General features: G+C 64.9%; 15 protein-coding genes and 1 riboswitch. Of the genes, 10 read left to right on the top strand and 5 right to left on the bottom strand.

What is annotated here, in order from left to right:
- The first annotated feature begins 194 nt into the window (after positions 1–194).
- Together ACIQT2_RS04815 and hutI are read left to right on the top strand one after the other, a co-directional pair.
- Complete coding sequence (locus ACIQT2_RS04815) at positions 195–1,292, top strand: NAD(P)/FAD-dependent oxidoreductase (RefSeq protein ID WP_400331203.1); 1,098 nt, start codon at positions 195–197, stop codon at positions 1,290–1,292.
- A gap of 11 nt (positions 1,293–1,303) precedes the next feature.
- On the top strand, positions 1,304–2,521 hold the full coding sequence (hutI, locus tag ACIQT2_RS04810; protein WP_402944083.1) for an imidazolonepropionase: 1,218 nt from the start codon (positions 1,304–1,306) through the stop codon (positions 2,519–2,521).
- Between the two features lie 15 nt (positions 2,522–2,536).
- On the opposite strand, the gene ACIQT2_RS04805 is transcribed toward hutI, so the two are convergent.
- Positions 2,537–6,427, bottom strand: coding sequence for an endo-alpha-N-acetylgalactosaminidase family protein (locus tag ACIQT2_RS04805; RefSeq protein ID WP_402944081.1), 3,891 nt, complete (start codon positions 6,425–6,427; stop codon positions 2,537–2,539).
- A gap of 272 nt (positions 6,428–6,699) precedes the next feature.
- Between ACIQT2_RS04805 and ACIQT2_RS04800 the strand changes: the two genes are divergently transcribed.
- Genes ACIQT2_RS04800 through ACIQT2_RS04780 form a run of 5 tightly spaced genes read left to right on the top strand, consistent with a single transcriptional unit; the run spans position 6,700 to position 11,200 of the window.
- The gene (locus tag ACIQT2_RS04800) at positions 6,700–7,617 is read left to right on the top strand and encodes an SIS domain-containing protein (RefSeq protein ID WP_402944079.1); all 918 of its coding nucleotides are present in this window, start codon (positions 6,700–6,702) and stop codon (positions 7,615–7,617) included.
- A 9-nt stretch (positions 7,618–7,626) separates the two neighbouring features.
- Positions 7,627–8,586: an ROK family protein gene (locus ACIQT2_RS04795; RefSeq protein WP_402944077.1), complete on the top strand. Its 960-nt coding sequence runs from the start codon at positions 7,627–7,629 to the stop codon at positions 8,584–8,586.
- Positions 8,583–9,539, top strand: a complete 957-nt coding sequence (locus tag ACIQT2_RS04790; protein WP_402944075.1) for a 1-phosphofructokinase family hexose kinase — start codon at positions 8,583–8,585, stop codon at positions 9,537–9,539. Before ACIQT2_RS04795 ends, ACIQT2_RS04790 begins: the two co-directional genes overlap by 4 nt.
- Complete coding sequence (locus ACIQT2_RS04785) at positions 9,521–10,375, top strand: class II fructose-bisphosphate aldolase (protein WP_402944073.1); 855 nt, start codon at positions 9,521–9,523, stop codon at positions 10,373–10,375. Before ACIQT2_RS04790 ends, ACIQT2_RS04785 begins: the two co-directional genes overlap by 19 nt.
- A gap of 24 nt (positions 10,376–10,399) precedes the next feature.
- A complete protein-coding gene (locus tag ACIQT2_RS04780) occupies positions 10,400–11,200 on the top strand; it encodes a DeoR/GlpR family DNA-binding transcription regulator (protein ID WP_402944071.1) in 801 nt (266 codons plus the stop codon).
- Positions 11,201–11,203: 3 nt separating this feature from the next.
- On the opposite strand, the gene ACIQT2_RS04775 is transcribed toward ACIQT2_RS04780, so the two are convergent.
- A complete protein-coding gene (locus ACIQT2_RS04775; protein WP_402944069.1) occupies positions 11,204–11,884 on the bottom strand; it encodes a histidine phosphatase family protein in 681 nt (226 codons plus the stop codon).
- A 62-nt stretch (positions 11,885–11,946) separates the two neighbouring features.
- Between ACIQT2_RS04775 and ACIQT2_RS04770 the strand changes: the two genes are divergently transcribed.
- Positions 11,947–12,714, top strand: a complete 768-nt coding sequence (locus ACIQT2_RS04770; protein ID WP_402944066.1) for a CPBP family intramembrane glutamic endopeptidase — start codon at positions 11,947–11,949, stop codon at positions 12,712–12,714.
- A 150-nt stretch (positions 12,715–12,864) separates the two neighbouring features.
- On the opposite strand, the gene ACIQT2_RS04765 is transcribed toward ACIQT2_RS04770, so the two are convergent.
- On the bottom strand, positions 12,865–13,503 hold the full coding sequence (locus tag ACIQT2_RS04765; protein WP_397323870.1) for a VOC family protein: 639 nt from the start codon (positions 13,501–13,503) through the stop codon (positions 12,865–12,867).
- A 211-nt stretch (positions 13,504–13,714) separates the two neighbouring features.
- On the opposite strand from ACIQT2_RS04765, the gene ACIQT2_RS04760 reads away from it, so the two are divergent.
- Entirely contained in the window at positions 13,715–15,055 is a 1,341-nt protein-coding gene (locus ACIQT2_RS04760; RefSeq protein WP_402944062.1) for a bifunctional o-acetylhomoserine/o-acetylserine sulfhydrylase, read from the top strand.
- A 162-nt stretch (positions 15,056–15,217) separates the two neighbouring features.
- A riboswitch (SAM riboswitch) is annotated at positions 15,218–15,332 on the top strand.
- A gap of 14 nt (positions 15,333–15,346) precedes the next feature.
- Complete coding sequence (locus ACIQT2_RS04755) at positions 15,347–16,468, top strand: homoserine O-acetyltransferase (RefSeq protein ID WP_402944060.1); 1,122 nt, start codon at positions 15,347–15,349, stop codon at positions 16,466–16,468.
- A 37-nt stretch (positions 16,469–16,505) separates the two neighbouring features.
- On the opposite strand, the gene ACIQT2_RS04750 is transcribed toward ACIQT2_RS04755, so the two are convergent.
- Positions 16,506–17,666: a winged helix DNA-binding domain-containing protein gene (locus tag ACIQT2_RS04750; RefSeq protein ID WP_402944058.1), complete on the bottom strand. Its 1,161-nt coding sequence runs from the start codon at positions 17,664–17,666 to the stop codon at positions 16,506–16,508.
- A 2-nt stretch (positions 17,667–17,668) separates the two neighbouring features.
- On the bottom strand, positions 17,669–18,496 hold the full coding sequence (locus ACIQT2_RS04745) for an SGNH/GDSL hydrolase family protein (protein WP_400331235.1): 828 nt from the start codon (positions 18,494–18,496) through the stop codon (positions 17,669–17,671).
- Positions 18,497–18,549 lie beyond the last annotated feature (53 nt).

Below are 18,549 nucleotides of genomic sequence, written 5' to 3'. Positions count from 1 at the left end.
CCCCTGTTTTGGGGACGTTCTCTCACCGCGTTGCCCTCTATCGGCGCCCCGTTCTTTCCCCCGGAAAAGAGTGAGAGAGGGTTTGGTGGATGGGGTGATTCGGTGAGAGAGGGTTTGGTGGATGGGGTGATTCGGTGAGAGAGGGTTTGGTGGATGGGGTGATTCGGTGAGAGAGGGTCTGGAAGGATGGGGGCATGGCTTCGAAGTATGACGTGGTAATCGTTGGCGGCGGGATCGCCGGGCTGTCCCTGGCATCGGCCCTCGCAGGGAAGTGTTCCGTTGCGTTGGTGGAGGCGGAGCAATCCTTGGCCTTCCATACCTCCTCAAGGTCGGCGCGCCAACTGATCCCCAGTTACGGCCCTCCGGTGGTGCAGGAACTGACCATCCGGACGCTCGAACTCATGAAGGCCCGCGACGAAAACCTGCCGGAGCCGGTCCTGACCCCGCGCGGATTCATGCTGGTGGGGGACGAAGCAACGGTCAAGGCCGAGGCAAGCGGCAACATGCACAGCATCACCCATGCCGAAGCCCTGGACCTGTGCCCCGCCCTGAAGCCGGACTCGTTCACGGCAGCCGGACTGGACAGTGGCTCATACGGTTGCAATGCACCGCTGCTGTTGGAAGACCACCGCAAGCGTGCCGAAGCAGCTGGCACGGACATCATCACCGGAGCCAGGGTTCACTCGGCGCAGCGCATCGGAAGTGGCTGGGAGGTGGGCGCAGGGACGGAAGGCTTCCAGTCCGCCGTCGTGGTTAATGCTGCAGGCGCGTGGGCTGACGAGCTGGCTGTCATCAGCGGAGTCGAGAAACTCGGCCTGCAGCCGTTCCGCCGGACGGCGGCGATCGTGAACGTGGAAAACCCGCTCGCTCCCCAAACCCCCATGGTGTGCGCGGCCGACGATTCCTTCTACTTTCGGCCCGAAGGCAACCAGGTGCTGATTTCGCCGTCGGAACACGTGCCGAGCGGCGCCGAAGACGCCAAACCGTACGCCGGCGACGTGGATAAGCTCATAGCCAACCTCAATGCCGTTACCACCCTCGGCATCCAGTCCGTGGACCGCTCCTGGACCGGCCTGCGGACAGAAGCCGCCGACGGCGTACCCGTGGTTGGTTTCGACGCCGAGGCCCCAGGTTTCTTCTGGCTGGCCGGGCAGGGCGGGTACGGTTTCCAAACCTCATCGGCCATTGCCGAGCTCGCCGCGGCCCTCATTTTGGGAAACGTCCAGCCCGAGAGTCCGGAATCCCGGACAGCGGAGCAACTGGCAGCAGTCCGTTGGTCCATCCGGCGCTGAACAATAGGGACATGACCGGAACCACACTCATCACCAATATCGGTGAACTGATGACCCAGGACCTGGAGCACCGGGTCCTGAAGGACGCCGCAATCGTGCTGGAAGGGGAGCGGATTTCCTGGATCGGTTCCAGTGCCGAAGCCCCGGCAGCGGACCACCAGATCGACGCCGAAGGCCGCGCCGTCCTGCCGGGCTGGGTGGACTCGCACTCCCACCTGGTCTTCGCCGGCGACCGCACCGCCGAATTCGAGGCCCGCATGGCCGGCCAAAGCTACAGCGCGGGCGGAATCGGCGTAACCACCAACGCCACACGCAGCGTAGGCGATGACGAACTCAGCGCACTGGTCAGCGCCCGGGTGCAGGAAGCCGTCTCGCAGGGCACCACCTACCTGGAGAGCAAGACGGGCTACGGGCTGGACGTACAGAACGAGGCCCGGAGCGCCCGTATTGCCGCCGAACTCGTGGACGAAGTCACCTACCTCGGAGCCCACCTGGTACCGTCCGGATCGGATGCTGAGGAGTACACGGACCTGGTCTGCGGCGAGATGCTCGACGCCGTCCTGCCCTACGTCCGCTGGGCTGATGTGTTCTGCGAAACCGGTGCCTTCACCGAGGCGCAGTCCCGGCGGGTCCTCCAGGCTGCCCGCGAGGCTGGACTGGGGTTGCGCGTGCACGGCAACCAGTTGGGCGAAGGACCGGGCGTGGCCTTGGCAGTGGAGTTCGGTGCCGCCAGCGTGGACCACGTGAATTACCTTTCGGAAGATGACATCCGGGCGCTCGCGGGTACGTGGACGGGCTGGGATGCCGCCACCGGTACCGGCTCCAGGGGCACCGTCGCCACGTGCCTCCCGGCCTGCGACCTCTCCACGCGCCAGCCGCTGGCCCCCGGCAGGGAACTGATCGACGCCGGCGTGCAGATCGCGTTGGCGGCCAACTGCAACCCGGGTACCTCCTTCACGAGTTCCATGGCGTTTTGCGTCACGACGGCGGTCCTCCAGATGCGCTTGAGCGTCCACGAAGCCGTCCGGGCGGCGACGTACGGCGGCGCCTTGGCGTTGGGCCGGGAATCCGGGAACGACGTCGACGGCGAACGGGCGGTGGGCTCGCTCGCCGTCGGTCATCGCGCGGACCTGCACATGCTCAAGGCGCCGTCGGCGACGCACCTTGCCTACCGGCCGGGTATCCCGCTGACGCATTCGGTGTGGCGGGCCGGCCGGCAGGCTGTCTAGGAGCGGGGCAACAGCCTAGGAACAGGTGAACTTCGCGTCCGCCCAGTCGGCGTGGTCGTTGCCGTTGCCGTCACCGGAATCGTTGGCGACAAGTTCCACGTACTGTGCTCCCGCGATGTCCGCCGTCAAAGGCAGGGGAGCACTCGTGGCCCCGAGGACCGGGGTTGTCACCTTCGCTGTTCCATCGGCAACCACGGAGAATTTCACGCTGCCCCGGGTCGCTTGCGCGTCGTCGATCCCCACGGTTGCCGTGAAGGCGCTGCAACGGCCGCCCAGGAAGTAGCGGATGGCGCTGTTGGCATGCGCCCCGAGTCCCTTGGAGTAGACGGTGCCATTGAGCGTCAGCGGTGTGCCGTCACCAGCTCCGGTACCTCCGTTGGACAGGTCCTTCTCCACCGGCCCCCAACCGTTGGTTGCACTCACCCAGGGGTGGTCGCTGGCGTAGACGGTGGCCTGCGGCGGCTTGGGGAGGGTACGAACGGACGACGTAGTGCTGATCGTCCGCGTACCAACCGGGTCCGAGGTTGTGGAGTACGTGGCTGTTGCCTTCAGGGGATAGTCGCCGTCCGCCGAGGCCGGTGCGGTGATCTTCCACGTGGTGGTGAGGCTGCCACGCGTAGGCACACTTGGCGCGGTTGCCGGAGTGGCGGGCGTCGCGGTCCATCCTTCGGGCAGTTCCAACGAAACCGACAGATCCTTGATGGCAGCGGGCTCATCCGAGACGAAGGTGGTGACGAAGTCCTGGGCCTTCGCTTGCTGGATCACGTCGCCCTGAAGCGAGCCCGTGAGCTGGGCGCAGGCCGGTACTGCGGAGGATTCGCCGAGGTCTTCCACCAGGAGGTTGTCCAAGGTGACGTCCGATCCGTTGGCGCCGCCGGTACGCTGCAGACCCACAAAATAGTCCCCGCAGAAGCCGGTATCGAACACCTGCTCAAAGCGGTTGGTGCTGGTCTTGGCGTCGATTGGCTGGCTTCCCGTCACCGCAGGTCCGGCCGCCGAATCGTATCCCGACACCCAGGCGTATTGCCCGGCCTTGGAGTTCTGGTAGTCGAACGAGACCTTGTACTTGTGACCGGCCTTGAACGGAACGGTTGCCTCCGTGGTGCGGTACACCAGGCCGGGTCCTCCGCTGGGTGCAAGGTTCTCGTCGTGGGCAATCAAGGACCATTGGCCGTCCAGTACTTCGTCGATCACGTTGGTGTGCCAGCCCTTCTGGGTGAAGGGTTCGTGGCGCTCGGTGATGTGCGTCCGGGGGTCGGTGGAGCCTCCGGCGTTGCCTTTCACGAACGGTCCCCAACCTTGGTCAACGTTTTCGAAGTCTTCGCTGAGCACGCCGGTGGTGGCCACCCGGGCGGTCTTCACCGTCCGGAAGTCATCGACGCGCACTGTGGCGTCGCCGTCGTCCGCTTTCAGGGTGATGGTCGCCTTGGTGTTGTTGCGCGGCACGTCCACCAGGACCCGGAGGCGCTGGAACGAGGTGCCGTGTTTTTCGTCCCCTGCCACGAAGTTCTCGGCGTTGGAGGAGTCGATCGTGACGCGCTCGGTTTTCCCGTCGACCGTGACGGAGAGGGTGGTGGGCCGGGTTTTGCCCGGCTGGATTTCCACCCAGGCGCTGACGGACTGGGTTCCGGCGTCGAGCTTTACTTCCTGGCCGATCGACGACGGCGATGCGCCCAGTTGCGCGAAGCGGCGGCCCTTGTCGTCGCGTACCTGGGTGACGGAGCCGGTGGGGTTCCAGGTCGTCAGGTCGGAGCCGTTGAAGCCGGGATCGGCAAAGACGGTCCCTGAACCGAAGTCGGCTTTTTTGGGAAGTGCGTTGCTCTTGGTTGTGAGGACGTAGGGCTGTTTGGCGTCGGCTGTGACAGTGACCTGGCCGTTGGACACGGGAACGTCGGCAACCTTCACCCGGCCGTTGTCCGTGAGTTTGAACAATTCCAGGGACTTGGCCTTGGCGAAATCCTTGGTCAGCGTCCACGTGGTGGAACCGCCGGCGGGGTTGTAGTGGTAGAGCTTGTCCAGGGTGTTGTTCTCCTTGGAGGACCAGGGGAGCAGGTAGGTGCCCCCGGTCAGCACTGACGCGCCGCCTACGGTGATGTTGCGGGCTTCGGCGGTATTGCCCGTCACGGAAACATTGTCTGCGAGGTCGATCCGGTCAGCGGTCCACTTGGTGATGGGGTGGTGCTGCAGGAACTTGGCGGGCAGGTTGGCCGTCCAGATGTTCTCGCTGAAGGCATTGAAGTCGTTCTGGCCCGTCCAGCCTTCGAACTCTACGATGTGGCTCACGCCAAGTTTGGGATCGGGGTTCCACACATCCGACTGGCTGTTGTTGATGAACCGGAGGATCTGGGAGTTGATGCCCTTGTTGGTGGAGCCGCCGTATTTCTCATCGTTGGCCCAGTGGGACCAGGTGTTGTTCCTGGACAGGTGGTCCGCCCATTCGGACCCGACGCGGAAGCCGTTCTTGACGAGCTCCTGCTGGAGGCGCTCGGCGAGCCAGCCGTACTCGTAGTAGACGTCCACGTAGACGAAGTCCAGGTTCTTGTCCGTGGCCTCGCGCAGTTCCTTGATGCGCTGGGCGAGCTTGCCGGACGTAATGTCCTGCCGTTGGTTGATGTAGTACGACTGGTCCAGCCAGTTCCAGCCAAGCGCCTTGTCTGCCCGGAGAAGATCCTCGCTGAAGGACTTCGCTTCCGGGTAGATCTCGGTGGCGTTGATGTGGACCCCGAAGCTGGCGTTCCAGTCCTTGCCTTCCTTGGCCAGCGTGTTCAGGTCCTCCAGGCCTCCGGCGCGGGTGTTGAAGTTGTTCCCGTAATCGGTGTTGGCGGAATCGTGCCCTTCGCTGGTGTAGCCCTTGAGCATGGCCACCTGGCCCAACCCGTCAGTGGCCAGGGAGATCCGTTTGACGTCGTCGAGGGTGCGCAGGAAGGGGTGGGTGGCCTGTGAGGCGAAGTTGAAAGGGATATGGGTGATCACGTTGTCCGGGGTCTGATCGCCCTTGTTGGCGCTGACCTGGATGGACCGCATGGCGATGGCGGCGTCCTGCCAGTCCACGGCGCCGTCTGCGTTGGCGTCGGTGGTGATGGCCACGCGGGTCCACGGCAGTTCTTCCGTGGCGCCTGATCCTTCAGCGCGGTAAAGCCATTGGCCGCTGGAGATGCCCAGGGAGACTCCGCCCGCACCGTCGGAGACCGCCTGGCGCCAGAACCGGCCGCGGTCCTTGGCTCCGGGTCCTGAGGAGCTGTCATAGAGGGCATTGGATTCCAGCGCTGCTCCGAGGGTGGCGGTATTGGCAAGCGCATAGGCCGAGCTCTTCGCCGCTGGATCCAAGGGGGTGGACGCTGTGACAGGGGTAAATTCGTCCCCCGTTACTGCTCTGTCAACGGACAGGTTGGCCGTTGAGACCTGCGCGCCGGGCTGCGTGGAATTCACCGATACGAGGTTCAGGCGGGGGAGTTGCAGTGTCCTGACCACGTGATCAGGGGAGTCCTTGATTCCCGTGATGTTGAAGGACACCACGTTTTTCTTGACGGAAAGGCGTGCCGTGATGGTGGCGTTGCCGAACCCGGGAACCGTCAGCACGTAATCCATGGCCTCCTTGCCGGAGGTGGTGGAGGTGCCTGTGGCCTCGTATTCGGTGCCGTTGATGGTGATGGTGTGCAGCCGGGCCCGGGAGCCGTCCAGCGAGGCTTTACGGGTGGTATCGGTGTAGCTGAAGACCTGGGGGAAAGAGGTGGACACTTCCACGTTGAGCTGGCCGGACCTCAGGGTGGCGGCGCCGGGGCTTGCGGCTTCGGACGAGGGAGCCGCGGTGGCGGGCGGGAGGGCGAGGAAGCCGAGCGAGGAGGAAGCGACGACACAGGCCAAACTCAGCGAGGCGATGCGTCTGGGGGATGACAAGCCGGGCATAGTGCTCCTTCTTGATTATTCCGAGCGAGTAACAATCATCTTCTTGCGGACTCGACAAGCCTGATGCATTGGACAGAAGTTGACAAGAGTTAACGGAATATTCGTGTTTTCGCACAAGTTCTCACATGATTGCTCGCTTGATCGAAGCGGCGTCGAGGATGAGCAAAAGTCGTCAGTCACCGCTGCCTGTGATCCTTGTGAGATTGAAATTGATCGTTTAGTGTTTCTATAGATCAAAAAACGTCATTGCTTGAGCGGGAGTGGAACACACGATGAGCAACAACACCCTGGGTGCCTTCATGGAAGAGGAACTCGAATCACAGCCCGCCGTCTGGCAGCGCGCGGTGGAGCAGGCAAGCGCGGAAAACCTTCTCCCGGCGGATGGCCAGCGGATCGCCGTCATTGGTTGCGGCACCTCCTGGTTCATGGCCCAAAGCTACGCAGCGGCCCGCGAATCTGCAGGTAAAGGCGTCACGGATGCGTTCGCTGCCTCCGAAGCCTTCCTGAACCACAACAGCACCGGGCGCAGGTACGACGCCGTTGTAGCGATCACCCGTTCCGGCACCACCACCGAGGTACTGGAGATCCTGGCCGCGCTCAAGGGCATTGTTCCTACCGTCGCGATCATTGGAGACACGTCGTCGCCCATCGTGGACCTGGCCGATGCCGTCATCGGATTGCCCTACGCCGATGAGCGCTCCGTGGTCCAGACCCGCTTCGCTACCACCGCACTGGTGTACCTGCTGGGCAGCCTGGGCATCGACCTAACCACCGCCATCGCGGACGCTCGCAGCGCCGTCACCGCACCGGTAGAGCAGGAACTCCTGGACGCCGAACAATTCACCTTCCTCGGAACCGGCTGGACCGTAGGCCTGGCCCACGAAGCAGGCCTGAAAATGCGTGAGGCAGTCCAAGGCTGGACCGAGTCCTACCCGGCCATGGAATACCGCCACGGACCGATCTCCATCGCGGCCCCCGGCCGTGTTACCTGGCTTTTCGGCAACCAGCCCGACGGCCTGGACCAGGACATGGCCGTGACCGGAGCCCTCTACATCCACACGGACAAGCACCCGCTCGCCGAACTCGCCCGGGTCCATAAGGTCACCTTGGAGCGCGCCCGCGTGCGCGGATTGAATCCCGATTTGCCGCGCAACCTGACGCGCTCAGTCATCCTCGACGCGTCCGCCTAGGCCACTGCCATGGTTCTCGGAACCGCGCCCACGGCCGTTTTGGCTTTCGACGTCGGCGGCACCGACATCAAGGCCGGCATAGTCGACACCTCCGGAAGCGTCCTGGGCATGCGCCGCGTCCCCACCCCCTTGGACCGTACCCACCCCGGGGAAGCAGTCCTGGACCGGTTGGCGGCCCTCGCGGACGAACTCTCGGCCGAGTTCCCGGAGGTGCCTGCGAAAGCAGCGGGAATCATCGTCCCCGGCATCGTTGACTCCACGGAAGGTGTGGGCGTGTACTCGGCCAACCTCGGCTGGCGGGACTTCCCTTTCACTGCCGAAGCCGAAAAACGGCTGGGCCTACCCGTCGCCTTCGATCACGACGTCCGCTCGGCAGCGGCAGTGGAACACCGTTTCGGGGCATCCCGCCAATTCAGCGAAGTAGTGGTCATGGTGGTCGGCACCGGGATCGCTGCCGCCGTGTTTTCCGGAGGCAAGGCCGTCACGGCCGGAGGATTTGCCGGGGAGTTGGGCCACGCCCAGGTGCCCGACCCGGACCAAAGACCACACCGCTCCACCATCCTCGAAGCGGTGGGCTCCGCAGGAGCCGTCACCAAGCGCTACAACGCGCAGTCCCCGGAACCCGTGGACGGCGCCAGGGAAGTGCTGGTCCGGGCCCGTGCGGGCGAACCCCGCGCGGCCCGGATCTGGCAGGATGCCGTCGACGCGCTGGCGTTCACCATCTGCCAGTGCGTCAACATCCTCGGCACCGAAGCAGTAGTGATTGGCGGTGGCCTGGCCGAAGCAGGGGATGAACTGCTGGAGCCGCTGCGCCGAAAGATTGACCAGACCCTGGATTTCCAGCGCCGTCCCCGCCTGCTCAAAGCACAGCTCGGCCAGGACGCAGGCCTCCTCGGCGCCGCCCTCAACGCACGGGCCCTCCTGGAACGGAGCGCGTTGGATCGCACCCTTGTGGGAGGCGCGCCGTGAACCGCATCGTCACCGTGACGCCCAACCCCGCGATCGACATGACCTACACAGTCCACGGCATCACCGAGGGCGCAAGCCACAGGGTACCCACACCGTTGAGCCGGGCAGGTGGGAAAGGACTCAACGTAGCCCGGGTGGCCCATCAGACCGGCCACCCGGTCCTCGCTATCGCCCCCACAGGTGGTGCCGCCGGCCAGACCCTGGCCGCCGAACTGTGGACCAGCGGTGTGCCGCACACCCTGGTCAATGTGGCCGCGGAAACCCGGCGAAGCATCGCGCTCGTGGACACCGTTTCCGGCGAGACCTCCATTTTCAACGAGGAAGGCCAGCCCCTCCTTCCCGACGATTGGCGCTCGCTGGCTGCCGCCGTCGTGAAGGCCGTGCAAGGCGGTGACGGCCAGGGCGGGGCCAGCGTGCTGGTTGGGTCCGGCAGCCTGCCGCCGGGCGCGCCGGCGGACTTTTATCCCTCGCTGGTGCAGCTGGCGCACGACGCCGGGATCCCGGCCATCATCGACACGTCCGGTCCCGCGATCATCGCCGCAGCCCGCGCAGGCGCGGACGTGCTGAAACCGAACCATCACGAACTCGCCGAGGCCACGGGGGAGCCAAGCGTTGAAGCTGCGGCGCTCTCGCTCATCGCCTTGGGCGCGCGCACTGTGCTGGTGAGCGCCGGGGCTGACGGCATGCTGGCCTTCGACCACGCCGCCCCCGGCGGCTACTGGAGTGCCCGGTTGCCGGCGCCGTTGAGTGGGAACCCCACAGGGGCGGGCGACGCCGGTGTGGCGGCTGCCGCCGTCGCCCTCGCCGAAGGCAGGACGGAGCCACGTGACATCCTCCGGCGCGCCACCGCCTGGTCCGCTGCGGCGGTCCTCATGCCGGCCGCAGGCGAAATCTCGCCGCGCTACAAGGAACTCGAAGAACAACTGATCGTGACATGGAAGGAGACCCGGTGACCCTGGTCAACACGCGGGAGCTCATGGAGAAAGCCGCGGCCAACGGCACAGGCCAGGGCGCCTTCAACGTCATCCACGTGGAAACAGCCGAAGGCCTCGTGGCCGGAGCCGAAGCCGCCGGCGTGCCCCTGATCCTGCAGATCTCCGAGAACTGTGCCAATTACCACGGGGGGCTCGAACCGATCGGCCTGGCCACCCTGGCGATTGCCCGGGACGCCAACGTTCCGGTCGCCGTCCACCTGGACCACGCCGAGTCCGAAGACCTCGCACTCGCTGCAGTGGACCTCGGCTTCGGCTCCGTCATGTACGACGGCGCCCACTTGCCCTACGACTGGAACGTGGAAGTCACGCGGCGGGTAGCCCGCTACGCCCACGACCGGGGCGTCTACGTGGAAGCCGAACTCGGCAAGGTCGGCGGCAAGGACGGGGCACACGCGCCGGGCGTCCGGACGGACCCGGGGGAAGCTGCTGCCTTCACGGAAGCAACCGGCGTGGACGCGCTCGCTGTCGCCGTCGGGTCGTCACATGCCATGACCGAGCGGAGTGCCGAACTGGACCTGCACCTCATCACCCGGCTGAAATCCGCGGTGGGAAAACCGCTGGTCCTTCACGGTTCCTCCGGCGTCACAGACGAGATGCTCGTAGCTGCGATCGGGGCGGGTATGACTAAGATCAACGTATCCACACATTTGAACGGGTTCTTCACCCGCGCCGTCCGTGAGTACCTCGATGCCTACCCTGCAGTGGTGGATTCCCGGAAGTACCTCAAGGCCGGCCGGGACGCCCTGGTGCTGGAATCTGCACGTATGCTGACGCTGTTCGCCAAAGCGAAATAGCTGGACCGACGCGAAAGGCTTGTCATGACCCGCACCGATCGGCTGACCGCCATCCTGGACCTCCTGGCCGAATCCGGCCACGTGGAAGTCGAGGACATCGTGACGCGGCTTGGCGTGTCTCCGGCAACGGCCAGGCGCGACCTGGACAGCCTTGCCAAGCAGCGCCTGCTCAGCCGGACCCGCGGTGGCGCCACCACTGGATCGGTGGCCTACGATCTCCCCGGCCGTTACAACCGTGACGACCATGCAGAGGCCAAACAGGACATTGCCTTGGCGGCGTCCGCGCTGATCCGCCCCGGAGCGGTGATCGGCCTCAGCGGCGGGACCACCAACACGGCTCTTGCCCAGTTGCTGTCCACCCGTGAGGACCTGAACGCACCCTCCAACCGGCCCACGCTCACGGTGGTCACCAACGCCATCAACATCGCCTCGCAGTTGGCCGTGCGTCCGAACATCAAGATCATGGTCACCGGTGGCATCCTGAATCCCCGTTCCTACGAACTCGTGGGCCCCTACACGGACGTCATCATGCAGAAGGTGGCGCTGGACATTGCGTTCATCGGCGTCAACGGCGTGGACCCCGACCTTGGCCCCACCATCACCGATGAAGGCGAGGCCATGGTGAACACCGTCATGGCGCGGCGGGCCACCGAGTCCTACGTGGTTGCCGATTCCTCGAAGGTAGGCCGCCGCTCGTTCGCCGCGATGGCCGGCTACGAATTCCGGCACCTCATTACCGATGCCGGGATCTCGCCGGAGCACAGGGCCGCCTTTGAATCCAAGGGCACGGAAGTGATCGTGGCTCCGGCGGGGGTCACGGCGTAGGCGTCAGAACAGCATCGGGGGAGCGTCCAGCACGGAGTCGTCCACGTTCCGTGGCACCCACTGGCTGAAGGGTTCATCAAGGACGTACAGCTCGTCGTCTGTCCTGACCAGGGTCCGCAGTTCAGCGTTCCCGGGGTTGTTCAAGGATTCGAAGTACTCGACGGTCCAGTGGAACCAGCGCATGCAGAAGAGCCGCATGGTCAACCCGTGCGTCACCAGCAGCGTGTTGGGCGCGTACGTTGGTTTCTCCCAATGCCGGTACAGGGTTTCCATGAAGGACGAGACGCGGTCGTAGACATCCGAGCCGGACTCGCCCTCCCGGAACCGGTAGAAGAAGTGGCCGTACAGGTTGCGGAGTTCCTTTTGGTCCTCAATGTCCCCGGCGATCTGGAAATTGGCCCAGTCCTGTTCCCGGAGCCGGGGTTCCTCGATGACGCGTTCCACCAGCGGACCAAGGTTCAGTGCTTCCAGGGTCTGGTAGGCGCGCAGGTAGGGGGAAACGTAAACGCAGACCTGCTCTCCGTCGAGCTTGCGGCGAAGCTGCTCTCCGGCGATCCGGGCCTCTTCCACGCCCTTTGCCGTCAGAGGGATCCTGTAGTCGGGCACGCGGTTGTAGATGGAGGTGTCGGCATTGGCAGCGGACTGGCCATGCCTGATCATGAAGATTCTGCCGGGGGCGCTCATCCCACCAAGCATAGGGCTGGCCTTCCCGGCAAAGTGGCAGGAACTACGGGCAAGATAGGAACATGCTCCTAGCCTCCCGCCGTCGCCTGCGCGCAGAAGTCCTCATTGTGCTGGGCCTCTCCCTGGGCCAGTCCGCCGTCTATTCGGTGGTGCAACTCCTGGACAAGCTGACCCGCGCCCCCTTGTCGGAGGCTACGTCCACCCTCAACAGGTCCCAAAGCACGCGCGAATACTTCGACCTCACGTACCAGTTGCTGGACATCCTGTTCGCGCTGGTACCGGTAGTCCTGGTGTTCTATTTCCTGTCCCTGCACGTCACCGGAGGATCAGCAGGTGGGTCGGCGTTCGCCCGCCTTGGCTTCAACTTCGCCCGGCCCGGCAAGGACTCTCTCCAGGGCCTGGGCCTCGCCGCCGCGATCGGCATACCGTCCTTGGGCCTGTACGCAGTGGGGCGGGCGCTGGGCATCACCACGGCAATCCTGCCCAGTGGATTGGACGCCTACTGGTGGACCGTCCCGGTGCTCATCCTCTCGGCCATACGCCACGCGATCGTTGAAGAAGTGATCGTGGTGGGCTACCTGCTGGACCGGTTCGGAAAGTTCGGCTGGAGCACGCCGCTGGCGATCCTCGTCAGTGCTGTCCTGCGCGGAAGCTACCACCTGTACCAAGGTTTCGGGCCCTTCATCGGAAACGTGGTGATGGGCTTGGTGTTCGCCTGGCTCTACACCAGGACCAAACGGGTCATGCCACTGGTGATAGCGCACGCCCTGTTGGACATTGTGGCATTCGTTGGCTTCAGCCTGTTCGGCAAGGCAGTAGGCCTCGGCTAGCAGGCCCCAACTGGGTCGCATTTGTGCGCGTTTTGAGCGCTCTAAACGCGCACAAGTGCGACCCAGTTGGGAGTTAAAGGTATTCGGCCGCCATCCGCAGGTGACGCCATTGGCACCCGCTGATAGCGGCCGAAGTTTCTTGCAGGGGCGTCAGATGGTGACGGCGCCCGAGGTGGTTTCGAAGGTCACGGACATGATCCCGGGCGTGCCGTGCGGAGCCATCCACTGGACAGCGACGTCCTCGAGCGGCTTTTCCACGGGCTCGCCCAGCCATTCGGTGACACGTTCCGCCGAGCCCGCAATGGTCAGGCTGGACATCTTGACGTCACTTTCATAGACCTTGGAGGGATGCAGGCCGGGATCGCCTTCCCACTTGAGCAGGTACGGCACCTGGGGATCGGCGATCAAGCCGAGGATGCCGATCTGCTGCCAAACGAGTTCCCGGCCGTCGGGGAACTTGCGGTTGCCGGGAACTGCGGAACGGCCAAGGCGTTCTTCGAACGGAGCGAGGTCGTCAACGGCGACGCACCAGCCCATCCAACCGCCGCCGGCTGCCGAGCGTGCCCGGACTGCCTGGCCGAAGGGTGCCTTATCCGAAGCGGGGTGGTCGAGGACCTCCACCACTTCAAGGTATTTGTTGTCCGCAAGGGGAATGATCATGTTCCGGGTACCGAAGCGCGGGTGCACTCCGCCCCGGACTGCGTCCACTCCCAATGCCGCGGAAATTCGTTCTGTCGTGGCCAGAAGGCCATCTCGTTCACAAGCGTAAGAGACGTGATCCATGCGCATGGCTTCATCTTGGCACTTTGTGATTCGGGTCTCAGCTAAGTCAAGCCTAACCAAGGTGGGATGTTATTGGAGGGCGGTGCCGGGCCTCATGGCGGGACGCCGGAATGACGCCCGAAGACCGAAAAATACTGTCTTCGTCACAAACCTGTGCATTGTCGCGGGGCCTTCCTAGACTGGCCGCAGTTCGAAGCATTCACAATCCACCGAACCCATGCGCCACGAAGAGGAGAACGCAATGTCCCAAGGATGGTCTTTCGAAACCCGCCAAATCCACGCAGGCCAGGAACCCGATTCCGCCACCGGTGCCCGCTCGCTTCCGATTTACCAGACCACGTCCTTTGTGTTCCCGAGCGCCGAGAGTGCCGCCAACCGCTTCGCCCTGGCCGAGCTTGCCCCGATCTACACCCGTATCGGCAACCCCACCCAGGATGCCGTGGAGCAGCGGATAGCCAGCCTCGAGGGTGGCCTGGGCGCCCTGCTCCTCAGCTCCGGGCAGGCCGCGGAAACCTTCGCGATCCTCAACGTCGCCGAAGCCGGCGACCACGTGGTGGCCAGCCCCAGCCTCTACGGCGGAACCTACAACCTGCTGGCCCACACCCTGAAGAAGTTCGGGATCTCCGTGACCTTCGTCGAGGACCCGGACAACCTCGAGCAGTGGCGCAACGCCGTGCAGCCGAACACCAAGCTGTTCTTCGGCGAGGTTGTCTCCAACCCGCGCCAGGACGTCCTGGACATTGAGGGCATTGCCAAGGTTGCCCACGAAGCGGGCGTCCCCCTGATCGTGGACAACACGCTGTCCACCCCGTACCTGATCCGTCCCATCGAATGGGGCGCCGACATCGTGGTCCACTCGGCCACCAAATACCTGGGTGGCCACGGTGCGGCGATTGCCGGCGTCATTGTGGACTCCGGAAACTTCGACTTCGGCAAGGACCCGGAGCGCTTCCCAAATTTCAACACCCCGGATCCCAGCTACAACGGCCTGGTCTATGCCCGCGACCTCGGCAAGGACGGCGCGCTCGGGGCCAACCTTTCCTACATCCTCAAGGCCCGCGTCCAGTTGCTGCGCGACCTTGGCTCCGCGGTTTCTCCGTTCAACGCGTTCCTCATCGCCCAAGGCCTGGAAACCCTGAGCCTGCGCGTGGAGCGTCACGTCGCGAACGCCACCACAGTGGCCGAATGGCTGGAAGCCCATGACGACGTCGAATCCGTCGCCTTCGCGGGGCTGCCGTCCAGCCCCTGGTTTGAGCGTGGGCGCAAGTACGGCCCCCGCGGTACCGGTGCCGTTGTCGCGTTCACCATCAAGGGCGGCGTGGAGGCGGGCAAGCGGTTCGTGGACGCCTTGGAGCTGCACTCGCACGTGGCCAACATCGGCGATGTCCGGTCCCTGGTGATCCACCCGGCCTCCACCACCCACAGCCAGTTGACCGTAGAGCAGCAGGCTGTAGCCGGCGTTACTCCGGGACTGGTCCGTCTCGCGGTGGGCATTGAGCACGCAGATGACATCATCGCCGACCTTGAGGCGGGATTCCGCGCGGCCAAGGGCGCCTGACGCCGGATCTGCCGTGAAATACGGTGGCGCCACCCGGCCGACGATTATTCGCCGGGCGGCGCTGCCGGGTGCTCGTTCATGAACGAAGATGCTCCAAACCGTCACACAGCTGTCACATTCTTCGCCAGAACGGCTGTGTTCTTCCTAGACTCTTACGTATTAGGTCATGAGTGCCAGTGACAGCCCCGGCTTGCTGGCCGGCAACCCTCCTCCGCGGTGGGGTGCCCCGGGTGAAGACCTGGCCTGCCGCATGAAAGGCGGTGGGCAAGCGCGAGGTTAGGTGTCAAAGGAATGACCATTACTGCTACAGCCCTTCCCACATCCGAGGAAGCAGACGGAACCCTCAAGTACGCCCACGTGGGCCCGCTGGAACTCGAAGCCGGCGGCTTCCTTCCCGATGTGGTGTTGGCCTACGAAACATGGGGCCAGCTGAACGCCGATGCCTCAAACGCCGTGCTGGTGGAGCATGCCCTGACCGGTAGTACCCACGTCGCCCGCGGCGCCACCGATGAAGACGGATGGTGGGAGCAACTGGTAGGGCCAGGTGCCACGATCGATACCGACAGGTTCTTCGTCATTTCGATCAACATCGTGGGTGGTTGTAACGGCAGCACCGGGCCGTCGTCAGCGGCTCCGGACGGAAAACCGTGGGGTTCCCGGTTCCCGCTGGTCACCCTCCGTGACACCACCGAGGCTGAGTCCCGTCTGGCCGATGCCTTGGGAATCCGCGCCTGGCACTCCGTACTGGGCGGTTCCATGGGAGGTGCCCGTGCGCTCGAATGGGCTGTGACTTTCCCGGAGCGGGTCAAGCGCTGTGCGGTGGTGTCCGTGGGTGCCTACAGCACCGCAGAACAAATCGCCTTCGCGCAGTCGCAGACGCTCGCCATCCGCCAGGACCCCAACTTCAACGACGGCGACTACTACCAGGGTGCCGCGCCGGAGGCCGGCCTCGCCCTGGCCCGGAGGATCGCCCACATCACCTACCGCTCCGCCTTGGAATTGGATGTCCGTTTCGGCCGCGAACCGCAGCACCAGGAAACCCCGCTCGCCGCAGCCATCCTGGGGAAGCGCGGCCGGTACCAGGTGGAAAGCTACCTCGACCACCAAGGCACCAAGCTGGTGCGGCGCTTTGACGCCAACAGCTACATCGCCATCACCGAGGCCCTGATGAGCCACGACGTCACGCGAGGACGGGGTACTTTGCAGGAGGCCCTGGGCCGCACGACTGCCGAGTTCTTTATTGCCGCCGTGGACACGGACCGGCTCTATTTTCCGGCCCAGTCCAAGGAACTCGCCGACGCGTTGCCGGGTGACGTTCCGGTGCATGTGATCGAGGCTCCCATCGGCCACGACGGCTTCCTCACTGAGATCGGGCAACTCTCGGCGCAGTTGCGGGAGTCCTTCTTCGCCTGAGCCGGGCACCGGGCAAGCTGTCCAACAGGCATTGCCGTCAGGCCAGCCTGGCTTCCATGCCCAGGAACCTGCCATAACGGTCCACTTCGGCTTCCAGTGCCCGCTGGACGGCGGGCGTGGCGGGCTGGTTCAGGCGGACATCGAGTTCACAGGTTCCACCGGCGAATGCGTGGCGCCACCAGCCGGCCAGCCTGCCATCCAGCAGGACTACGTGCATGGGGCCGCCGTTTTCCGGGAAGTAGGGTGCCACCCCGCCGAGGTAGTGCCGGGACTGCGAGTAGCCCATGACGTACTCGTCGTAGCACTGGATGAGGTCAACGCGGGGGAGTGCGGCGTCCGGATCTGAGCCGACCTCCCGGGCGGCCCCGGTCCGCTCCAACCCGGCAACATCATCCGCTGCCAGGTGGAAGTCCAGCCCGTCGAGCGGAAGCGAGGCCAAGGCCCCAGGGGCGACGTCGGCGGCTACCTCGAGCCCACGCTTCACGTCCTTCATGGTCAGGCCGGACCACGCCGAGCAATCCTTGACCGTGGCCGGTCCACGGCTGGTGAAGTACCGCAAGGCCAACTGGCCCAAAGCCTGGTCCCGTTCATCGGCGTCCAAAGCGTCAGGTCCAGGCTCGGGTACCCGTTCCCCGAACAGCGCGTACGTCTGCTTGAGGGCACCCCCGGCCGAGCGGATAGGTTTGCCGCTGACCAGGATCCGGCTGATTTCCGCATGCATAAGGTGGTACACGAAGCCGAGTCCCTTGCCCGGGAACCCCGCGTCCTCCAGGACCGCGGAGAGTTCCTCGCGGGTCTTATGGGCGCCACCCGCAACGGCTTCGGCGAGGAGGCCGGAGCTTCGGGCGGCCGAGGCGGCATCGACCCCCGTCTGCCGGTACATGCCTTTGTTTCCCTGATGCAGCCGTTCCCCGGACAGGCCCATCAACCAGCCGAGGTCGTCGCGGTGCACAAAGTGCCAAGTGGGCCGGAGGATGTGGGTCCGCAGGATGGTGCCGTCTGCCACGAGTTGCTCCACATCCGCAGCGGAAGCTTCGGGAGTCCGCTGGGCCAGGGACCAGCGCGCGTAGGGAAACTCCTGGGCTTGGACAGCGAGGAGGTTGCGGACTGCTTCTGATGCCGTCGGAGCCAACGGAGCGCGGAGGTGCTGGCGGCTCAGTCGGAGGCGAACGACGTCGTCTGGCTCCAAGGCGACCACGCCTAGCCGCGCGGCAATCCGGTGGCGTTGGGCCCGAAGACGGGTCCCGGCGTCGGACGTTTTGGCGTGATGCCGTCGCCGGAGGACTGGTGCCGCAGGCGGCGGATCACCCAGGGGACAAAGTATTCGCGCGCCCACACGAGGTCCGAAGAGCGGGCTTCCCGCCAGGTCCGGGGCGGGAGGGGCTTGGGGACGAGGGGTTCGAGCGTGTGCTGGACGTTCAACGCCTCCAGCACCATCATCGCGATGGTGTGGTGGCCGAGGGGCGAGAAATGCAGGCGGTCCTCGTCCCACATCTGCGTGTCGGCGAGCTGCCGCAAGGACCACATGTCCGCGACGATGGCGTCGTGCCGGGCGGCGACGGTCCGCAGGTTCTCGTTGTAGATGGCCACCTTGCCGCGGATCCGGCTGAGCACTGAAGAAGCTGTGTCCGGGCCGTTGAACAGGACCACCGTTGCCCCGCCCGAGCTCAGTTCCTGGACGGCTGCGTCCAGCTTCTCGGCCAGGAGGTCAGGATCGCCACCAGGCCGGATGAGGTCGTTGCCGCCTGCTGATATGGACACGAGGTCCGGTTGAAGTTCCAAGCACGGGCCAACCTGCTCGTCCACGATCTGCTGCAGCAAGCGGCCGCGGATGGCCAGGTTGGCGTACGCGAAATCGTCGTGGCCGCGGCCGAGCTCTTCGGCCACCCGGTCCGCCCAGCCACGGAAGCCTCCGGGGTTCTGCGGCTCGGGGTCGCCAATGCCCTCGGTGAAGGAATCTCCCAGCGCTACGTAGCGGCTCCAAGGATGCGTTTGGATTCCATCGCCTGGCGTCACCAATGAACTCATTCTTCCTATCCTGCCTTGTGGACTCGTGCCTGCGAACCTACGCCACCGTAGGT

It is taken from the genome of Paenarthrobacter sp. NPDC090522, assembly GCF_044769225.1.
Lineage (GTDB): Bacteria > Actinomycetota > Actinomycetes > Actinomycetales > Micrococcaceae > Arthrobacter.
This window is presented reverse-complemented; position numbering and strand designations above follow the sequence as displayed.